This is a genomic window from Burkholderia sp. Ac-20344 (genome assembly GCF_017104975.1).
Lineage (GTDB): Bacteria > Pseudomonadota > Gammaproteobacteria > Burkholderiales > Burkholderiaceae > Burkholderia.
The window spans coordinates 1-17,835 of record NZ_JAAGPP010000168.1; the positions used below are offsets into that span (position 1 = coordinate 1).

General features: G+C 64.1%; 8 protein-coding genes and 2 pseudogenes. 5 read left to right on the forward strand and 5 right to left on the reverse strand.

Annotated elements, in window-relative coordinates; translation table 11 throughout:
• Positions 1-114: pseudogene (locus G3N64_RS33535) on the forward strand (IS5/IS1182 family transposase); the annotation flags it as partial.
• Positions 115-412: 298 nt separating this feature from the next.
• On the opposite strand, the gene G3N64_RS33540 reads toward G3N64_RS33535, so the two are convergent.
• The 4 genes and pseudogenes from G3N64_RS33540 to G3N64_RS33555 form a co-directional block, all read right to left on the reverse strand.
• The gene (locus G3N64_RS33540; RefSeq protein ID WP_205788000.1) at positions 413-751 is read right to left on the reverse strand and encodes a hypothetical protein; all 339 of its coding nucleotides are present in this window, start codon (positions 749-751) and stop codon (positions 413-415) included.
• Positions 752-757: 6 nt separating this feature from the next.
• Positions 758-10,030, reverse strand: a complete 9,273-nt coding sequence (locus G3N64_RS33545; protein WP_241021339.1) for a hemagglutinin repeat-containing protein — start codon at positions 10,028-10,030, stop codon at positions 758-760.
• A gap of 352 nt (positions 10,031-10,382) precedes the next feature.
• Positions 10,383-10,553, reverse strand: a pseudogene (locus G3N64_RS33550) (glutathione S-transferase); the annotation flags it as partial.
• 30 nt (positions 10,554-10,583) lie between these two features.
• Positions 10,584-11,060, reverse strand: coding sequence for an OsmC family protein (locus G3N64_RS33555; RefSeq protein ID WP_205788001.1), 477 nt, complete (start codon positions 11,058-11,060; stop codon positions 10,584-10,586).
• 131 nt (positions 11,061-11,191) lie between these two features.
• On the opposite strand from G3N64_RS33555, the gene G3N64_RS33560 reads away from it, so the two are divergent.
• Positions 11,192-11,833 carry a GntR family transcriptional regulator gene (locus G3N64_RS33560; RefSeq protein WP_205788002.1) on the forward strand — a complete coding sequence of 214 codons (642 nt, stop codon included), beginning with the start codon at positions 11,192-11,194 and terminating at the stop codon, positions 11,831-11,833.
• 96 nt (positions 11,834-11,929) lie between these two features.
• Here the strand turns inward: G3N64_RS33560 and G3N64_RS33565 are convergent, their stop codons facing one another.
• A complete protein-coding gene (locus tag G3N64_RS33565; protein ID WP_205788003.1) occupies positions 11,930-12,970 on the reverse strand; it encodes a LacI family DNA-binding transcriptional regulator in 1,041 nt (346 codons plus the stop codon).
• Between the two features lie 189 nt (positions 12,971-13,159).
• Between G3N64_RS33565 and ugpC the strand changes: the two genes are divergently transcribed.
• From ugpC to G3N64_RS33580, 3 genes are all read left to right on the forward strand, one after another.
• Complete coding sequence (ugpC, locus tag G3N64_RS33570) at positions 13,160-14,314, forward strand: sn-glycerol-3-phosphate ABC transporter ATP-binding protein UgpC (protein ID WP_205788004.1); 1,155 nt, start codon at positions 13,160-13,162, stop codon at positions 14,312-14,314.
• A 9-nt stretch (positions 14,315-14,323) separates the two neighbouring features.
• Positions 14,324-16,315, forward strand: coding sequence for a beta-galactosidase (locus G3N64_RS33575; protein WP_205788005.1), 1,992 nt, complete (start codon positions 14,324-14,326; stop codon positions 16,313-16,315).
• A gap of 63 nt (positions 16,316-16,378) precedes the next feature.
• Positions 16,379-17,638, forward strand: a complete 1,260-nt coding sequence (locus tag G3N64_RS33580; protein WP_205788006.1) for an extracellular solute-binding protein — start codon at positions 16,379-16,381, stop codon at positions 17,636-17,638.
• Positions 17,639-17,835 lie beyond the last annotated feature (197 nt).

Here is a 17,835-nt window from a genome sequence, read left to right on the forward strand (position 1 = left end):
CGTCGCCTACGCACTCGCTTCGAGCGACGTGCCGACATTCACGAAGCATTCCTGAAACTCGGTTGCTCGCTTGTCTGTTGGAACATCTTCAGGCGTATCGAGCAGCCTTTTTGAACTGGCCTCTTAGCGCAGACAAGCGACATGCTGACGCCAAGAGAAAGGCTTTTTGCAGGCGCCATCCCAGAGGCGTCGGTAAATGGGTTTTCGCCGTGCGTATAGGCTTCAAGATTTCGCCGACGCGGCTCCCAAATGTTCTGTCGCAAATGCTCCCAGTCTTTTTCCACCCAGGAAAGGAGTTGCGCTTCCGTTTCCCAGCGAGAAAAAATACCAAGTCGCCTCATAAGTTCAATCCTCACGGTGTCAGCGGCCAAGGACGAAGCCCCGCCGCATTTCTCATGCTAACGCCCGTGCCTCACACCCTACCCCCCTCATCCAAAGGGTTTGCATCTATATATTTCTTAATATCAATTTCCGAGATTCCTGGCGCACCCAAGTTTAACCATCTATCAAATTCATCCGGATAAGGGCCGTACACTTTCCCACCAGCCGATTGAACTGATTCGCCATTTCCAAATTCCACCAAAAATCGCAGGTGATGCACCACCATAATCCAAATTCGCTTGAGCTCAGGATCTTGTGGCACACCATCAGAAGCATCGGAAAGATAAGGCGACTCACCCTCGACGAATTCCAACATATCCTTCGCCCTTCCAACACTCAGCATTAGCTTTATGATTTCAACTTTTTCCATAACCGTTCACCGATAGAATTTAACGTTGTACCCATCAACCTCAACATTCTTAAACCCAAGAGAATTCATCGATTTACCTAATGGAGTAGCCCAAACCGCTTGAACCGATGAGAGCCCGGAAGATGTCACCGAATTGTAAACATCACGATTTGTATTGCCTAACTGAGCCGACACGGTTTTCACCTTATCTGCCCCTACGGATTCCATCGCCTTGGAAATCATATCTGTTCCAACACCTCGTCCAGACACCGTAGTTCCGTACCAGTCTATGTGGAAATTTCCGTCTGGAGAGTAACGACCAACCAAATCACTTTGTGCAAACCTGCTATCAACAACAGAGCCACTTTTATCAAATTTCTGTCTGGCGGATAGCTCGACATCTACATAACCACCATCCTTGACTTCAACTTTCGTGTCAAAATTCAATCTCTCCTTACCCGATGACGATGGTTCGTTCGAGTGAAGGATATAGTCAACGAGCCCCTTCGCCTGATCCGGGATGATCTCCGTGATCCAGTCACTGATCTTCTTGGCATCAGGTAGCGGCGAAATCAACGACCCCGGCTTGATACTCGGATCGAGTTCCGTCGCCGGATCAGCAATCACACCATCGCCCTTGCCCGCCGTCTCGCCCTTATACCCCGGCAGCTTGAATCCAGCGAGCCAGCCTGGAACCGGCGCCATCGGTGAAATCTGATTGTTCTCTACTTCAATCTTGCCCGCACCAACTGCGGTCGCCACTTCGGATCCCGACATCGCTGCAACGCCAGCAACCAAACTGGTCACCAGATTGTCGCGCGCTTCACGCTCCGTTGCCGTCAGATTCGCCGATGGCGCAAGCAAACTACCGAGCACGGAACTGCTTGCCGCCCCCATCGCTCCCGCACCGCAATTCTGGCTGCTGGCAGCAGCTCCTGCACAACCGACAATCGCGTGCAACGCAGCACGCGCTTCTTCGCTACCGAGGTTGTCTGCAATCTGCTTCACTTGGTTCGCACCAAGTTCTTGCAGATACGCCACCGTCGCGTTCTGTGCGAGTTGGCCCACGCCACCCGTTACGTTGCCGCCCGCTGCCACCGACAAAGCAGTTAGCACCTGACGATAGGTACCGCTCGGCCCCCAATTGGCGTTCAGTTCATCGGCTCGCTGCTGCGCCGCCGCGCGCTGTTCCGGCGTCAGGTTCGGGTTGTTCGCAGCCGTCTTTGCCGCGTCCGCTTCAGCCGCGCGATTCGCGACGAATGTCCCCGCCTGATTGATGAACTGACTCGTAATGTCGAAGCCGGCCTGAATCTTCTCCTTGTCGAAGATCGGGGCAAGCGCCCCCCCGGTATTCGACGTATTGCGATTGACGTCCGCCACAGTTTCAGCTGCAGTCTGGCCCGTCAGTTGCTGCTGCTTCGTGCCGTCTGTGATCGTAAGCGTGCCACCGCTGACACCGCTCTTCGTCGTCGAACTCGCATCGCCCGACGCACCGAGCGCCACGGGCGGTGCAACTTGCAGTCCGCCGTCACCCTTCGGCAGCGACGTCCCCGGCACCGGATTCACGTTATCCGCCGTACCTTTCTGATCCTTGCCGATGGTGCCGCCGTAGCCGCCCGAAAGTCCGATCGACGAGGCATCGTACGATGCGTGGTTCTCGATATCGCTACGGGTGAGGGTGCCGGTTGTCAGTGTGTTCAGGTTGTCCTGCACTGCCTTGTCACCGCTCGCGATCACACCGCCCTTGAGATCGGTGTTGCCCTTCACGTCGACCTGGAAGCCGCCGTCGCCAGCCTTGATCCCCGATTGCTCGATCACGCTGGCGTAGTCGCTGTTCATCTTCGTCTGGCCAACGCTGCCCGCCACGCTCGACACACAGGGCGGCGGACAAACGCTTATCGACACCCCGGCGTTTTGTTGCTTCGAATCAAAATGATCCTTGTCTTGCAGACTCTCGATGTTCAGGTTTCCGCCAACATTGGCGACCACCTGCTTGCCCGACGCGACTGCGCCCTTCAAATTCGTATCACCGCCTGACTGGATCGTGAGCTGGTTGCCAGCCGCCACATGAGTATTCGTCCATGTCGACGAATCGCCGTCCGCGTTACCGCGATTACCGGCGACGCCCGCGGTGAGTGCGACACCGGTCTTCGCGCCGACAGTGAACGACACACCCACCGAGGCACTCGCCCCGCTGTTCGTACTGTGCTGACTACTGGTGCTTTCCGCGGCCTGCAGGTTCACATTGCCTTCGGCGGCCAACTTCGCGTTGTTGCCCGCAGAAATCGTGCTGCCGATCACGTCGATATTGCTGTCCTTGCCAGCGCCAGCAGCGGCGATCGTTACGTTGCGGCCCGCTGACACGGTACTTCCCACCGCCGTGCTCGACTGTGCCTGCATTTGACTGTCGCTCTTGCTCGCGCCGACCGACACGTTGATCCCGACGCTTTTCGCAGCGTTCACCGGGTCCCCGCCCATCTGCTTCAGCGAGTCATAGGTGTTCTTTGCTGCGAGGCCCGTCGTGGCCGCGGCCAACGCAATCAAGCGCGGATCGCCACCCACGCTTTGCGCAGCGTTCGTCATCTGCCGGCCGGTCTGCACTGCCGCCACGACCGGATTCGTCACGCCCACCGTCACGCCGGCCTGACGGAACTGCTGCTGCTCCGCGAAGCTGGATGTATCCGTCGCGGTGTCGATCTTCACGGTCTTGCCGGCAAGATTCACGTCGTTGCCCGCATGCAGGATGCTGCCGGTCGCGTGTAGATCGTTACCGGCACTCACCGTGAGATTGCCGTTCAGCGCACCGATCGCGCTTCCATTGTTCGTGACCGATGAAGTCTGCTGCTTGTCGGAGTTCGAACGAGAGCCGACCGATACTGACAGACCACCGTTCGACATGAGGCCGGTTTCCTTCTTGTCGAAATAGGTCGACGATTGGACCGTGTCCTGCGAGGTCTTGATGTTCACATCCCTCGCAGCCGACAGCGACACATCGTTTGTACCGACGATATTGCTACCCGTCACGTTGATGTCCCGGCCGCTCGTGACCGTCACGCCGTCCGCCGAAATCGTGCTGCCCTGGCTATAAGTCGCTGTCTGGTCGATTCCGCTCGCGATCTTCGCGCCGCTCACCACACTGCTATGACTATGCGTTTCGTGCGAGTTGAGTTCATGTGTCTCGGTTGCCGCGCCGACATTCACATCGCCAGCCGCCAGCAGGTTTGCGTTGCCCTTGTCGAGGCTGAGCGTGCTACCGGAGAGCGTTATATCCTTGCCCGACACGATATTGACCGTGTCGCCGCCCTTGAGCGCCGTCCCGGTCAGTGCCTGATCCGACGTGTGCAGCGTCTCCGCATAACTGCCGTGACTGTCGCTGCCCGAACTGTTGCTGTTCACCGTCGACGTCGCACTCGCCGCGCCGAGCGTCACGTTGCCCTTGGCAGCCAGCGTTCCACCCTGGCCGAGGTCGATCTGTGCACCACGTGCGGTCAAATCGCCGCCGACGCCAATGCTCGATTGCCCGCCGACACTGACCGAACTGCCGGTGACCTTGTTGATGTCGGTATTCGACACACCGTTCGCCCGCTGCACGATCTTGTGCTCACCCGTCTGCACCGCACCGAGATCCCAGTTGCCGCCGACGTTCATCCCGAGATTGCCGCCGACCGACAGGTTGCCCGCGTTCTGCTGGAGGTTGCCGCCGGTGACGATAGACGCATTGCCCGCGACGTCCAGTTTCGCGGTCGGCCCAAGCGTGGTCACCACGCTCGTCGCACCGTCGCGGCTTACCCGTGTGTTCGTCTTCGTCGCCGTATCGAGAATCAGGTCCTTCCCGGCGTCGAGCTGCAAACTGCCGGCTTTCACATTCGCCGACGTCAGGTCGATGTTGTTCTCGGTCTTCAGCGACATCAGCCCGCCGCTTTGCAGCGCACCGAATGCGTTGTCGATCTGCTTGCCCTGGATCGCCAGCGTGTTGTCCGCCTTGATCGTTCCGCTGTTCGTGAACGACGGCGCATTCTGGAAATCGATGTTCGTCGCACTGATCAACGGGCCGTCGATATTCTGCTGGCTGGCCTTCGCGAGATAGACGACCGGCACGAGCACCGACTGACCGTCGACCACCCGCGTTTCCATCATGACCACGTTACTGGTCAGCTTCGACACCTGATCTGCCGACAGGCTTGCGCCGATCGGTAGATCGAGCGACTTCGACAGATCCGCGCCGGCCGCCATCAACGATTGATACATGGTCTGCAGGTCCGCGTACGGCCCGAGCACGGCCTTGCCGGTCAGCGCCGTGACTTCGTTGCGCACGAGCTGCTGCTCGTAGAAGCCGTCGCCGAGTCGCTTCGGGATATGCGTGAGGTCGACGCCGAGCTGACCGAAGAAGTAGTCGCTCGAAATGAAATTCTTCTGGTTCGTGAACGCCGGATTCGTTTCGATCACGTAGCTCGCATTCGGCGCAGTCGTCGGCTTGAACAAGCCGCCCTGCGGAATGGTAAGGTTGTTCAGGACGTTCAGCGCTGTTGCACTGGCGATGATCGGATCGACCGGCGCCGCCGGACCGCCGTGCACGGCCGACGCACCCGATTTCGCGCCGCTCGCGTTGCCGCTCAGGTTGGTGGGGGTAAGACCCGGCACCGACTGCCCCGGCAGCAAGCCGAGCGACGGAATAGATGCGTTGCCCGCCGTATTGTTGACGCTGACGCCCGTGCCCGAAATCGTGCCGTTCGAACTCAACGTCGAGTCGTATTTCGGCAGTTTGTAATCCTTGATCGACGCCGGCGCCGCCTGGGTGTAACCGCCCGGGCGACCGGTCACGAACGGCGCGTTGCCGAACGGCAATTGCCAGTCGTGTTCCGAGTTGTCGTAGTTGTTGTAGTGATACTGGCCCGAGTAGGAAACCGACACGCCCGGCAGCTTCTGGCCGGACGCCGCCCAGCCGTCGGCGTCGTAGTGGGACGGCATCTTGATGTCGCCGACCGCCGCGATGTTGCTCCAGTAGTTTTGCAGTGTGCCGACGGACGACGCATCGATCCTGCCGCCCGACACGATCTGCGCAGCCGGGCTGATGTCCGTCACGGTCGTCGCCGTCGCGCTGTCCGCGTAGTAGGTCGTGAACTGATACGTGCTGTTCCATTGACCGCCATGAGGCGGCTCGGTGTAGACGCCGCCGATGCTGTCCGGATCCTTCACGCCGATCTGGCCCGTGCGACCGCTGATCGGAATGCCGAACTGCGCGAGCGATGCCGGATCGATCTGGCTGGTAGACGTCTTCATCGCGCGGCGCGTGCTCGTCACCTTGTCGGCGTGCAGTTCCATGTCGCCGCCCGACTGGATCAAGGCCGACACGTTGTTGACGAGTGCCGCGTTCGTGTAGTTGCCGCTTGCGTCCTTCCCACCCGCCAGCACGACCTTGCCCATGCCGAAGATCGCCGTCGTCGCCATCGAATCGGTCGTGGTCGTGTCGTCGCGGTTTTCGATGTCATGCGCGAGGATTTCGAGCGTGCCGTTGCTGTCCGATCCACCGATCAGCGCGGTCGGGCCGAGGTTCGAGATCGTATTCGTCGCGTTGAGCGACACGCTCGCACCCACGAGCGCGCCGGTATTAGTCAGGTTGGTCGATTGCGTATGCAGCAGGCCGCCGGCAGTCAAGGCGCCCACGTTGACGATGTTGCCCGCGTTGACGCTCAGGTTGTTGACCGACTGCAGGTTCGCGTTGTTCGTGAAGGTGCCGGGCAACGTGAAGGCGAGATCGTGCCCAACGTTGAACTGCGTATCGGACGCTGCCGTGTAGTCGCCCTGCAGGTTCACGTTGGCATCATGCGTCGCGCTGTATGTGCCGCCACCCTGCAGCGTGGCTGCCGCGACCGACAAGTCGTGAGTCGAGCTGATCCGACCGCCCGTATTCGTGATCGCGCCGGTCGTCGTGACGTCCACGTCACCGTTTGAATTCGTGACGTTGCCGATAGTGCCGCCACTATTGTCCAAGGTGTTGCCCTGGACATGAAGCGATGCGCCGCTGAGCTGGCCGCCTTGCGTGTTGCTGATCGATGCTGCGCCAATCGTCACGTCGCCGTTGCCGGTAATCGCACCCATGCCCGATACGCCGCCGGCGTGGCTGTTCGCAATCTGGCTGCCGCCTTGCACCGTCATCTTGCCCGCGCCGAGGTCGACGATGGCGCCGTCCGCGTTGTCGATCGAGGCCGATTGAATGGCGAGTGTGCTGGTGTCGCCCGTAGTCGATTGCCCGGCCTGAATGTGGCCACCTCGGTTCGACAGGGCACCGCCGTTCTTCAACGACAGCGATGCGTCAGATCGCAGCAGACCCTGCGCGTTGTTCACGTCACCCGTAATCGTGGCATTGATGCCGCGCTGCGCGGCGAGGATACCGCTCGCGTTGTTCCAGGAAGCAGCGTTGACGATGGCTTGACCCTTCGTCACGATGGTGCCCGACGCGTTGTTCAGCGCGCTCGATCCATTGCCCGGCGCGATCGTCAGCGTGCCGGTGCCGGCATGCGTGATGGTGCCGCCTGAGTTATTCAGCTCGGCCGGCTCAAGCGTGAGGTCAGTGGCATTGGTCTGTATCACGCCGGCCGCCGAGTTGTCGAGCGTGCCGCTGACGTTCATCCGCATCGCCGACGATCCATACTGCGTGATCGTGCCGCCGCGGTTCACTAGGTTGGCGGCCGTCAGCGCAAGCTGATTGGCCTCGAGCTTGCCGCCGCTGTTGTCGAGCGTCGAGTCGGCTGTGACCGACAGGTTCGGCGCGACGATCGAGCCGCCCTGGTTCGTCATCGAGCCGGTGTGGATCGTCGCGTTCGTGCTGGCGCCGATCTGACCGCTGTCATTCGCCAGCGTACCGCTGGTGACGCTCACGTCCGTGTTCGACAACAGCTTGCCGCTTGCATTGTTCAGCGTGCCGGCGACAGTTGCCGCCAATCCGTTCTGCGCGCTGATCGAGCCCGACGCGTTGTTCAGCGTGCCGTTTTGCGCGACGACTCGACCGTTACTCGCGATCGAGCCGCCGACGTTCGACACCGTGCCCGTCCCATTGCCGAGCGTCAGCGTGCCGGTGCCGGCGTGCGTGATGGTGCCGCCGTCGTTCTTCAGCGTAGCCGGCGCGAGCGTCAGGTCGGTGCTGTTGGTCTGCAGCGTGCCGCTGCTGGAATTGTCGAGCGTGCCCGACACGTTGACGGCCATTGCGCCGGCGCCGGTCTGCGTGATGGTGCCGCCGTGGTTCACGACGTCGGTTGCGTTCAACGAGACCTGATCGGCCTGCACGGTGCCGGCGCTGTTGTCGAGCGTCGTTGCGCTGAGCGTCGCCGTCTGGCCGACAATCGAACCACCGCTGTTCGCCAGGTGCGCGCCGGCATCGACCACGACGTTCTGGGCGGCCTGCAGGATGCCACTACCGTTGTCGACCGACTGGCCCGCAACACGCAGATTTGTATTGGACGTGATCGCGCCACGGTTGACAACGTTTGCGCCGCGGACCGAAACATCGCCGTTGCCGCCGATCACACCGCCTTGCGCGCCGTTTGCAGTCGTCCCTGCGGCATTGGTCAACTGGCCGCTCGTTGTCACCGACAGGCCGTCGCCGTTGAGCGACGTGATCCGGCCGGCCGTGTTGTCCAGTGACGCACCGGCCACCGTCATGCCGGCCGCGCTTTGAAGCGTGCCCTGGCTGTTCGCGATGGCGCCGCCATGCACGTCTGCCGTGCTCTCGGAAATCAGTTCACCGGACTGGTTGGCGATCTGGCCGGCCACGTTGACCGACAGCGGCCCCTGCGATGAAACCTTGCCGCTCTGGTTCGAGAGCGCACCACCGGCCAGCGTCGTACTGCCGCCACTCGACAGGCTGCCGTGATCGTTGATCACCGTACCGGAAGCACTCGCCTGAATGGCGCGTTGTGCGCTCGTCGTCGCGTTCGACAGGTTCACGTCGCCGGCCGTCGCGTTCAGCGACAGATTTCCGTTCGCTGCGGTCTGGCTGCCGGCGAGATTCACGCTCGCACCGGTCAGTGATGCATTGCCGCCCGCTACGTTCTGCCCCGTAGCGCTCAACTGGCCCGAGGCTGTCAGGTTCAGATCACCGCCCCGGCCTACCGAGCCATCGTTGTTCACGCCCGCGCCGAGCGTGCCGGTCGAATTGACGCTGCCCGCATTCACCGTCGCGCTCTGCTGCGCGGCGAGCGTCCCGGTGTTCGTGAGATCGGCGCTTGTACTGGCCGACAGCGACTGCTGCGCGTACGTCGTGCCGCTGTTCTGGATGCCCCCGGCAGCCGACAGCGCGAGGTTGCCGCTCGCGGTCGCCTTGCCCGTCAACACGAGCCGGCCGTTCGACTGCAGCGTCAGGTCACCGGCCTGGGCGGCAATCGTCCCGGCGTTGGCCACCCCCACACCGAACTCGTTCGATGCGAGGAAGATCCGATCACTATACATACCGCCCAACTGGCTCACGTCGATCGCAACCGAGGGAGCGGGATCGTCGCCGGCGATTGGCGTCGCGGCGAGCGTGTCGTGGTTGACCTGGTTCGCACCGGCGATTACGTTGAGGTTCTTCGCATAGACCGCCGCGTTTACCTGCACCGCGCGGGCGATGAGGTCCACCTGGTCGATATTGGCGGCATTCAGGCCTGCACCGGCAACCGTCACGAGCCCGCGGTTGACGTTGTAGCCAGCGAGCGAGCCATCGGCGCCGTAGTACGGCACGCCCGTTGTGAGGGTTGCGCGACTGGTGTTGATGAAGGACGCGCCATCAAGATAAATGCCCGACGGATTCGCGAGGACGAGCTCCGCCCGGGAGCCGGCGATCTCCAAAGCGCCCCGAATTTGGGAAGGATTCGGGCTGTTGACCTGGTTGACAATGATCCGTGCGGCCTGACCTGCACTGAAATTCGGGTTGCCGTTGATCCAGCCCGCCTGCTGGGTCTGGACCATCGTGGCCGAGTTGTTCAGGATTGCGCCGGCGCGCGAGACGTCGAACTGGTTGTAGGTGTTGACCGAGACGCCGGCGCCCGACGGCGCGGCCACGTTGACTTGAGGCAAGCCGTTCGGCGTCTGAATCACGTGCGTGCTGGTACCCGGCGTCGGCACGATCTGCGCATCGGACAGGGTAGGCAGCATGCCGAGCGCTGCGACACCTGCCACAACGACGCGGGCACCGGACGTCGACGATCGCCGCCGTGCACGTGCTTCGCCCGTCGCCGATTTCCCCTCGGCGGTCGCCGTTTCTGCAACGGCCACCACCATACCCCGAAGCCTGGAATACACCAGGCGATGCGTATTCTTGTTCATTCTTATCGGCGCGGCCTGCGCCCATTCGTTTGGTTATTGACCGCGAGCTTACTGAAACGCCGAAGAATGACTTTCAAATATTGCCAAGCTGTTGATTGGAAGCCACAAAAATCGAATTCCAGACACGTCTGATTGACGTGCACTCGAACATCTCTAGTCGAGTTCCAAAGCACATATACGGCAAATCAGATCGAATTCTCGTGCGTCTGTCGTATGCGCACACGTTACGTACTCCGGACCAAACTGCGAACTAAAATTGATTCACGGTTGAACGTTGGGATGTGCAGTTATTCGTGCAAGGATCTTCTGAGATTTGTCGGAAGTCGCCCATTCAACCAGAGCGTGCGCTCCGCTACCCCCACGGCTGCTCGAGCCCTTCGGTCTGCAACGCCCGCTGGACCGCCCGGCGCGCGAGCACTCGCTGCAGATAGCCGCCGAGTACCGGCCGCTGCCGCGCCGGCTCGGCAAAGCCGCGCGTCCAGCGGCACAGCATCAGCGCGTACGGATCTAGCACCGTGTAGCGCACCAAGCAGTCATCCGGCAGGCGTCGGTATCAAGCTGCGGCATACTCGACCACCGGTTCACAACGAATCGGGAAGTTGACCGAATTCGCGATATAGCACTTCGCGTGAGCATCGTGATGCAGATGCGCGGCCCGTTCGCGATCGTCGCCGGCCAGAATCGTCACGTGCGGGCGCAGCACGATTTCCGTGAAGCGGCCTTCATCGGCGCCGTCGAGCATCGTGCCTTCCGCGTTGTCGACATAGGCGAGCACGCGAATACCGGCTTCCGAGCACAGATGCAGGTACCAGAGCTTGTGGCACGCCGATGCCGACGCGAGCAGCAAATCCTCGGGGTTCCAGCGCGACGCATCGCCGCGAAACGCCGCGTCCGACGAACCGGGAATATCCGGCTTGGAACCGGCCCGGATCAGATGATCCCGCCCGTACTCGCGATACCCCGACGTGCCGGAGCCGCGATTGCCCGTCCACTCTACTGCGACGCGATACGTGTGTTCGCCAGATGCCATCTCGCTCTCCATTGATGTGGGTTGCTTCGGCCGGGCCGGATGTCGTTTTGCGAAGCCCGCCTGCGCCCGCCATTTTGGCATCAGATCGCCATTTGGTATACCATTATTCCAAATTAACGGAACATGCAGGCATGGAAGCCAAACTCGATTCCATCGCGGACGCGGTCGCCGCCTCGTTGCGGGACATGATCATCAACGGCGAGCTGGAAGCCGGCGAGCGGCTCGTCGAGCGCGACCTGGCCGACCGGTTCGGCATCAGCCGGATTCCGATGCGCGAGGCAATCCAGCGCCTGGAACGCGAAGGCTTGCTGGACATCTTCAGGAATCGTGGCGCCGTCGTGCGCATGCTGAGTGCATCGGACGTGCAGGAAATCTACGACCTGCGCGCGCTGCTCGAAGGCGACGCGATCTACCGGAGCGTGAAGCGGCTCGACGACGAGGCGCTCGCGCGCGCCGAGCTCGTCCATCGTTTGCTCGGCGACGCGGCCGTGCCGCGCCGGCAGGGTGAACTGAACCGCGAATTCCACGCGCTGCTGTATTCGTGCTGCGGCAACGCGCGGCAGTTGAAGTCGATCGCGGAGCTGCGCAGCCAGGTCGAACGGTACGAGCGCCTGCAGGCCACGCTGCTCGCCGATACGCCGTCGTTCCAGGTCGAGCACGAGGAGATCCTGCAGGCGTGCCGCGAACGCAATGCGCGCGCGGCGCGCTCGATGACGGTCGCGCATCTGGAATCGGCCAGAAGCATCGTGATGCGGCTCGTCGAAGGCGGGTGAGACAGGGGACGTTCGGCGTTCGCTACAGCGTGCGCGACTCCATGTCGGATCGCGCTGACCACGTCGGCGACCTCGACGTACTCATCCCACCACGCATCATGTCGACGGCGTCGCGCTCCCGCCCGGTACCCGCCCCGTCGTACCCCGCACCACCAGCTTCGGCAGCGACGCGGTCCGCACGCGCGATGTCTCGTCGCTGTGACCACCCGCCTCGCGCAGCGCATTGAGCAGCTCGACCGCCAACCCGGCGGCCTCGGCGGTCGGGATCGCGACGGTCGTCAGCGTGGGCCGCGTGTCGCTCGCCAGGTGAATGTCGGTGATCCCGACGATCGACAGATCATCGGGCACACGCCGGCCGCGATCGGCCGCCGCATGCATCGCGCCGATCGCCGGCAGGTCGTTGGTCGCGACCAGCGCGGTCAACTGCGGGTGCGCATCGAGCAACCACCCCGCCGCGCGCACGCCGCCTTCGATCGAATCGGGCTCGGCCGCGACGATCGACGCGTCGAGCCCTGCTTCGCGCATCGCGTCGACGAAGCCGTCGAAGCGCGCCGCCTGCACGCCGCTCGCCGACCCGCCGACGATCACGCCGATATGCGCGTGGCCCAGCTCGAGCAGATGCCGCGTCGCGATCCGCCCCGCCTCGCGGAAATCGATCGCCACGCACGGCAATCCTTCGGGCGGCGCGTCGGGCCGCTCCCACAGGCACAGCACGACCGGCACGCCGCGCCGCGCGACGTCGACAAGATCGGGCAGATGCAAGTTCGCATTGGTCACGAGAATCCCCTCGGAGATCGTGCCGGCGATCTGGTCGAGATACGCACGCCCCTGCAACGGGTCTTCATTCGTATTGCAGACGATCAGGAACTGCCCGTTGCGCCGCACCGCGCGCTCGACCGCCAGCGCGAACTCCGGATAAAACGGGTTCGCGATGCTCGACACCATCAGCGCGACCGTCGGCGCGCGCCCTTCCGCCAGCGCCCGCGCGGCCAGATGCGGCCGATACCCGAGCGCCGCCACGGCTTCCAGCACCCGCGCACGCGTCGCCTCGCCCACCCGGCCGCGGTCGCGCAGCACGTTCGACACGGTCGCGGCCGTCACGCCGGCACGGCGCGCCACTTCATCCAGGGTTGCCATCGCTTGCTCACTATATGAGACGTCTATCCAGTATTTGCTTCGCTCACCGAAGCGGCGCACTATCGCCGCACACCCTGCCGCCCGACCGACGGGCGCGACTCGGCCGCGATCGCATCGCCTCTTTTTTTGATCGCGATGATTAAGCGCTTAATCAATGGTGAAAGCGCATTAGAACATGGAGCGGAGACAATGGCGAGCATCTCGATGCGACGCGTGCAGAAAGCCTATGGCGATCACGCGCCGGTCATTCGCGACGTCGATCTGGAGATCGGCGCGCACGAGTTCTGCGTGTTCCTCGGGCCGTCCGGATGCGGCAAGTCGACGTTGCTGCGGATGATCGCCGGGCTCGAGGATCTGAGCGCGGGCGAGCTGTCGATCGACGGCCGCCGCGTCGACGACGTGCCGGCCGCCGAGCGCGGCGTCGCGATGGTGTTCCAGAGCTACGCGCTGTTTCCGCACATGACGGTCTACGAGAACATGGCGTTCGGGCTAAAGCTCGCGCGCGTGCCGAAGGCCGAGATCGACCGGAAAGTACGCGATGCCGCGCGCATCCTGCAGCTCGATACGCTGCTCGATCGCAAGCCGAAGGCGCTGTCGGGCGGGCAACGGCAGCGCGTCGCGATCGGCCGCGCAATCGTGCGCGAGCCGGGCGTGTTCCTGTTCGACGAGCCGCTGTCGAACCTCGACGCGGCGCTGCGCGGCCAGACCCGCATCGAAATCGCGAAGCTGCACCGGCAGTTCGAGCGCGCGAGCGTCGTCTACGTGACGCACGACCAGACCGAAGCGATGACGCTCGCCGACAAGATCGTGCTGCTGCATGCCGGCGCCGACACCGCGCAGCACGGCAGCATCGCGCAGGTCGGCGCGCCGCTCGACCTCTACCACCACCCGGCCAGCCGCTTCGTCGCAGGCTTCATCGGTTCGCCGCGGATGAACTTCCTGCCGGCCGTCGTGACCGCCTGCGATGCGCGTCGCACGACCGTCACGCTCGCGCCGTCCGGCGAGACCTTCACGCTGCCGCGCGACGGCTCGGCGCTCGGCGCGGGCGCCACCGTGACGCTCGGCATTCGCCCCGAACACCTGACGCTCGGCGCCGCGCACGACGCCACCGCCACGGCGCTCGCGCGCGACGTCGCGCTCGTCGAGCGCCTCGGCGAACAGTCCTACGTGCACCTCGACCAGCCCGGCGGCAGCTCGCTCATTGCGAAGGTGCCCGGCGACGCGCAGGTGCGCAGCGGCGAACGCGTGCGCGTGCATGCGCCGGCCGCGGCCTGCCATCTCTTCACTGAAGACGGCCGCGCGGTGCCCGCGTGCGCCGACGTCCACGTTCACCACTACGCATAAGGATCGGGCATGCGCCTCGGAGTCTGTTACTACCCGGAACACTGGCCGGAAACGATGTGGGCCGACGATGCCCGCCGGATGAAAGCGCTCGGCATCGAGCAGGTGCGGATCGCCGAATTCGCGTGGAGCCGCATCGAGCCGTCGCCGGGCGAATACGACTGGGGCTGGCTCGATCGCGCGGTCGACGTGCTCGGCGCGGCCGGCCTCGAGATCGTGATGTGCACGCCGACCGCGACGCCGCCGAAATGGCTGGTCGATCGCCATCCCGACATCCTCGCGATCGGCGCGGACGGCCGGCCGCGCAAGTTCGGCTCGCGACGCCACTACGACTTCTCGTCGCCGACCTATCTCGAAGCGTCGCGCGAGATCTGCACGGCGGTCGCCGAACGCTACGGCCGCCACCCGGCCGTGCGCTACTGGCAGACCGACAACGAGCTGGGTTGCCACCAGACCGTCGTCAGCTACTCGCCGGCCGCGCTCGTGCGCTTCCGTGCGTGGCTGAAGGCGCGCTACGGCACGATCGACGCGCTCAACCGCGCGTGGGGCACCGTGTTCTGGAGCATGGAGTATCGCCATTTCGACGAGGTCGACGCGCCGGTCGGCACCGTGACCGAGGCCCATCCGTCGCATCGCCTCGACTACCGGCGCTTCGCGTCCGACGAAGTCGCGCGCTATCACCGGATGCAGGTCGACGTGATCCGCGCGCATTCGCCGGGCCGCCCCGTCGCGCACAACTTCATGCAGCTGTTCACCGAGTTCGACCATTACGAAGTGGCGCGCGACCTCGACATCGCGACATGGGACAGCTATCCGCTCGGCGCACTCGAGGAGCAATGGTTCGCGCCCGACGTGAAGGCGCGCTGGCTGCGCACCGGCCATCCCGATTTCGCGTCGTTCAATCACGACCTCTATCGCGGCATGTCGAAGCTGCCGTTCTGGGTGATGGAGCAGCAGCCGGGCCCCGTGAACTGGGCGCAGTGGAACCCCGCGCCGCGGCCGGGCATTGTGCGCCTGTGGAGCTGGGAAGCATTCGCGCACGGCGCCGGCTGCGTGTCGTACTTCCGCTGGCGGCAGGCGCCGTTCGCGCAGGAGCAGATGCATGCGGGCCTGCACACGCCCGACGACAAGCTCGACGAAGGCGGCCGCGAGGCGCAGCGCGTCGCACGCGAGATTGCGGCCGTGCACGACGCCGGCGCGGATGCCGACGCGGACGGCCCGGTGCGCGCGCCCATCGCGCTGGTGTTCGACTATGAAGCGAAGTGGCTGTTCGACGTGCAGCCGCAAGGCGCCGATTTCCACTACCCGCGTTTCGCGTTCGAGTACTACTCGGCACTGCGCTCGCTCGGCCTCGACGTCGACATCGTTTCCGCGCACGCACCGCTCGACGGCTACCGCCTCGTCGTCGTGCCGCCGCTACCGGTCGTGCCGAACGATTTCGCCGCGCGGCTCGCCGAATCGGGCGCGCATGCGGTGCTCGGGCCGCGCACCGGCTCGAAGACCGTCGACCTGCAGATCCCGCCGACGCTGCCGCCCGGCCCGCTCGCGTCGATCCTGCCGGTACGCGTGTGGCGCGTCGAATCGCTGCGGCCGAACGTGACCGAGCGAATCGACGGCACGTTGCGCGACGGCGCACCGCTTGCCGGTGACGCACGCCACTGGCGCGACTTCGTCGAGCTGCACGACGACACGCACAGCGTCGTGCGTGCGCGCTTCGCCGACGGCCACCCGGCCTGCGTGTCGCACGGCACGCTGCACTACTGGGCCGCGCTGTTCGACGACGCGACCACCGTCCGGCTGTTCGCCGACGTCGCGGCCGACGCCGGCCTCGCGCCGACGCCGCTCGGCGACGGCGTACGCGTGAGCCGGCGCGGCGGCCTGACCTACGTTTTCAACTATGGCGACACGCCGCACACGATCGACGCGGCACCGCCGTCCGCGTTCGTGCTCGGCACTGCGCGGGTGGAGCCGCAAGACGTTGCCGTGTACCGCAGCCGTTCATAGCAACCGCCACCGGCGCCACGACGCGCCGGTCACGCACAACGACACCCAGGACTGGAGACACACATGACACATCGCCCCCTTCGCGTCGCCGCCCGGCTCGCCACGGCCGCCGCTGTCGCACTGGCATCGCTCGGCATGACGGCGCCCGCCGATGCCGGCACGCTGACGATCAACATCGCGTTCAAGGGCGCCAGCCAGCGCGCGGTCTGGCAGTCGACGCTCGACGCGTTCCGCAACGCGCATCCCGACATCGACGTGAAGGCGACCTTCGTCGACGAGGAAGCGTACAAGGTGCAGCTTCCCGCTTGGCTCACGACCGTCGCGCCGGACGTCGTGAACTGGCACGCCGGCGAACGGATGGCGTACTACGCGAAGCGCGGGCTGTTCGAGGACCTGAGCGGCGACTGGACGAAGAACGGCTGGGGCGCGATGTATGCGTCGACGCGCGACGCATCGTCGTACAACGGCAAGCAGTACGCGGCGCCGACCGTCTACTACTCGTGGGGGCTGTTCTACCGCAAGGACCTGTTCCGCAAGGTCGGCATCGCCGACGAGCCGAAGACGTGGGACCAGTTTCTCGACGCGTGCAAGAAGCTGAAGGCGGCCGGCATCACGCCGATCGCGATCGGCGGCCGCGACGCATGGACGCTCGCCGGCTGGTTCGACTACCTCGACCTGCGCCTGAACGGCAACGCGTTCCACCAGCAGCTGATGGCCGGCGACGTGCCGTACACCGACCCGCGCGTGAAGAAGGTCTACACGACGTGGAAATCGCTGATCGACGCGGGCTACTTCATCGACAACGCGCTGTCCTACGATCTCGACGGCGCGCAGCCGTTCCTGTTCCAGGGCAAGGCCGCGATGATGCTGATGGGCACCTTCATCGCGGCGGGCTTTCCGCCGAACGTGAAGCAGGAAATGGGCTACTACCGCTTCCCGATCATCGACCCGAAGGTGCCGACTGCAGAAGACGGCCCGGTCGAATCGCTGCATATCCCGACGAAGGCGAAGAACAAGGCCGACGCGCACACGTTCCTCGCGTTCGTCGAAACGCCCGAGATGGGTGCGAAGCTCGCGGAAGGGCTCGGCTCGCTGTCGGCCAACAGCAAGTCGCCCGAGCCGGCCGATCCGATCTCGCGCATCGGCTTCCGGATCCTCGCCGATACGAAGGGCGGCGTCGCGCAGTTCTACGACCGCGACATGACGAAGGAAATGGCCGACGAGGGGATGAAGGGCATGCAGCAGTTCCTCGCGAATCCTGCCCAGATCGATACGGTGCTCGCGCAACTCGAACAGACCCGCAAGCGCATCTACAAGAAGTGACCGCGTGACCCAACCGGCGGCCCCGCGCCGCCGCGCTCGTTCAGGAGGCTTGCCGTGTCCAGTCCGATCACGTCCACCGCCGATCCCGGCCGCCGTGCGCGCTGCGCTCGCCGACCTCTCCGTCGGCGGCGGCCCCGGCGATCCGGCGCTCGACGCCGACTGGGGCGAGCCCGGCCTAACCGCACCCGAGCGCGTGT

Excerpts from the sequence above, each read along its gene's own strand:
- G3N64_RS33540 (WP_205788000.1), bottom strand. The coding sequence starts at position 751 with ATGGAAAAAGTTGAAATCATAAAGCTAATGCTGAGTGTTGGAAGGGCG.
- G3N64_RS33545 (WP_241021339.1), bottom strand. The coding sequence starts at position 10,030 with ATGAACAAGAATACGCATCGCCTGGTGTATTCCAGGCTTCGGGGTATG.
- G3N64_RS33555 (WP_205788001.1), bottom strand. The coding sequence starts at position 11,060 with ATGGCATCTGGCGAACACACGTATCGCGTCGCAGTAGAGTGGACGGGC.
- G3N64_RS33560 (WP_205788002.1), top strand. The coding sequence starts at position 11,192 with ATGGAAGCCAAACTCGATTCCATCGCGGACGCGGTCGCCGCCTCGTTG.
- G3N64_RS33565 (WP_205788003.1), bottom strand. The coding sequence starts at position 12,970 with ATGGCAACCCTGGATGAAGTGGCGCGCCGTGCCGGCGTGACGGCCGCG.
- ugpC (WP_205788004.1), top strand. The coding sequence starts at position 13,160 with ATGGCGAGCATCTCGATGCGACGCGTGCAGAAAGCCTATGGCGATCAC.
- G3N64_RS33575 (WP_205788005.1), top strand. The coding sequence starts at position 14,324 with ATGCGCCTCGGAGTCTGTTACTACCCGGAACACTGGCCGGAAACGATG.
- G3N64_RS33580 (WP_205788006.1), top strand. The coding sequence starts at position 16,379 with ATGACACATCGCCCCCTTCGCGTCGCCGCCCGGCTCGCCACGGCCGCC.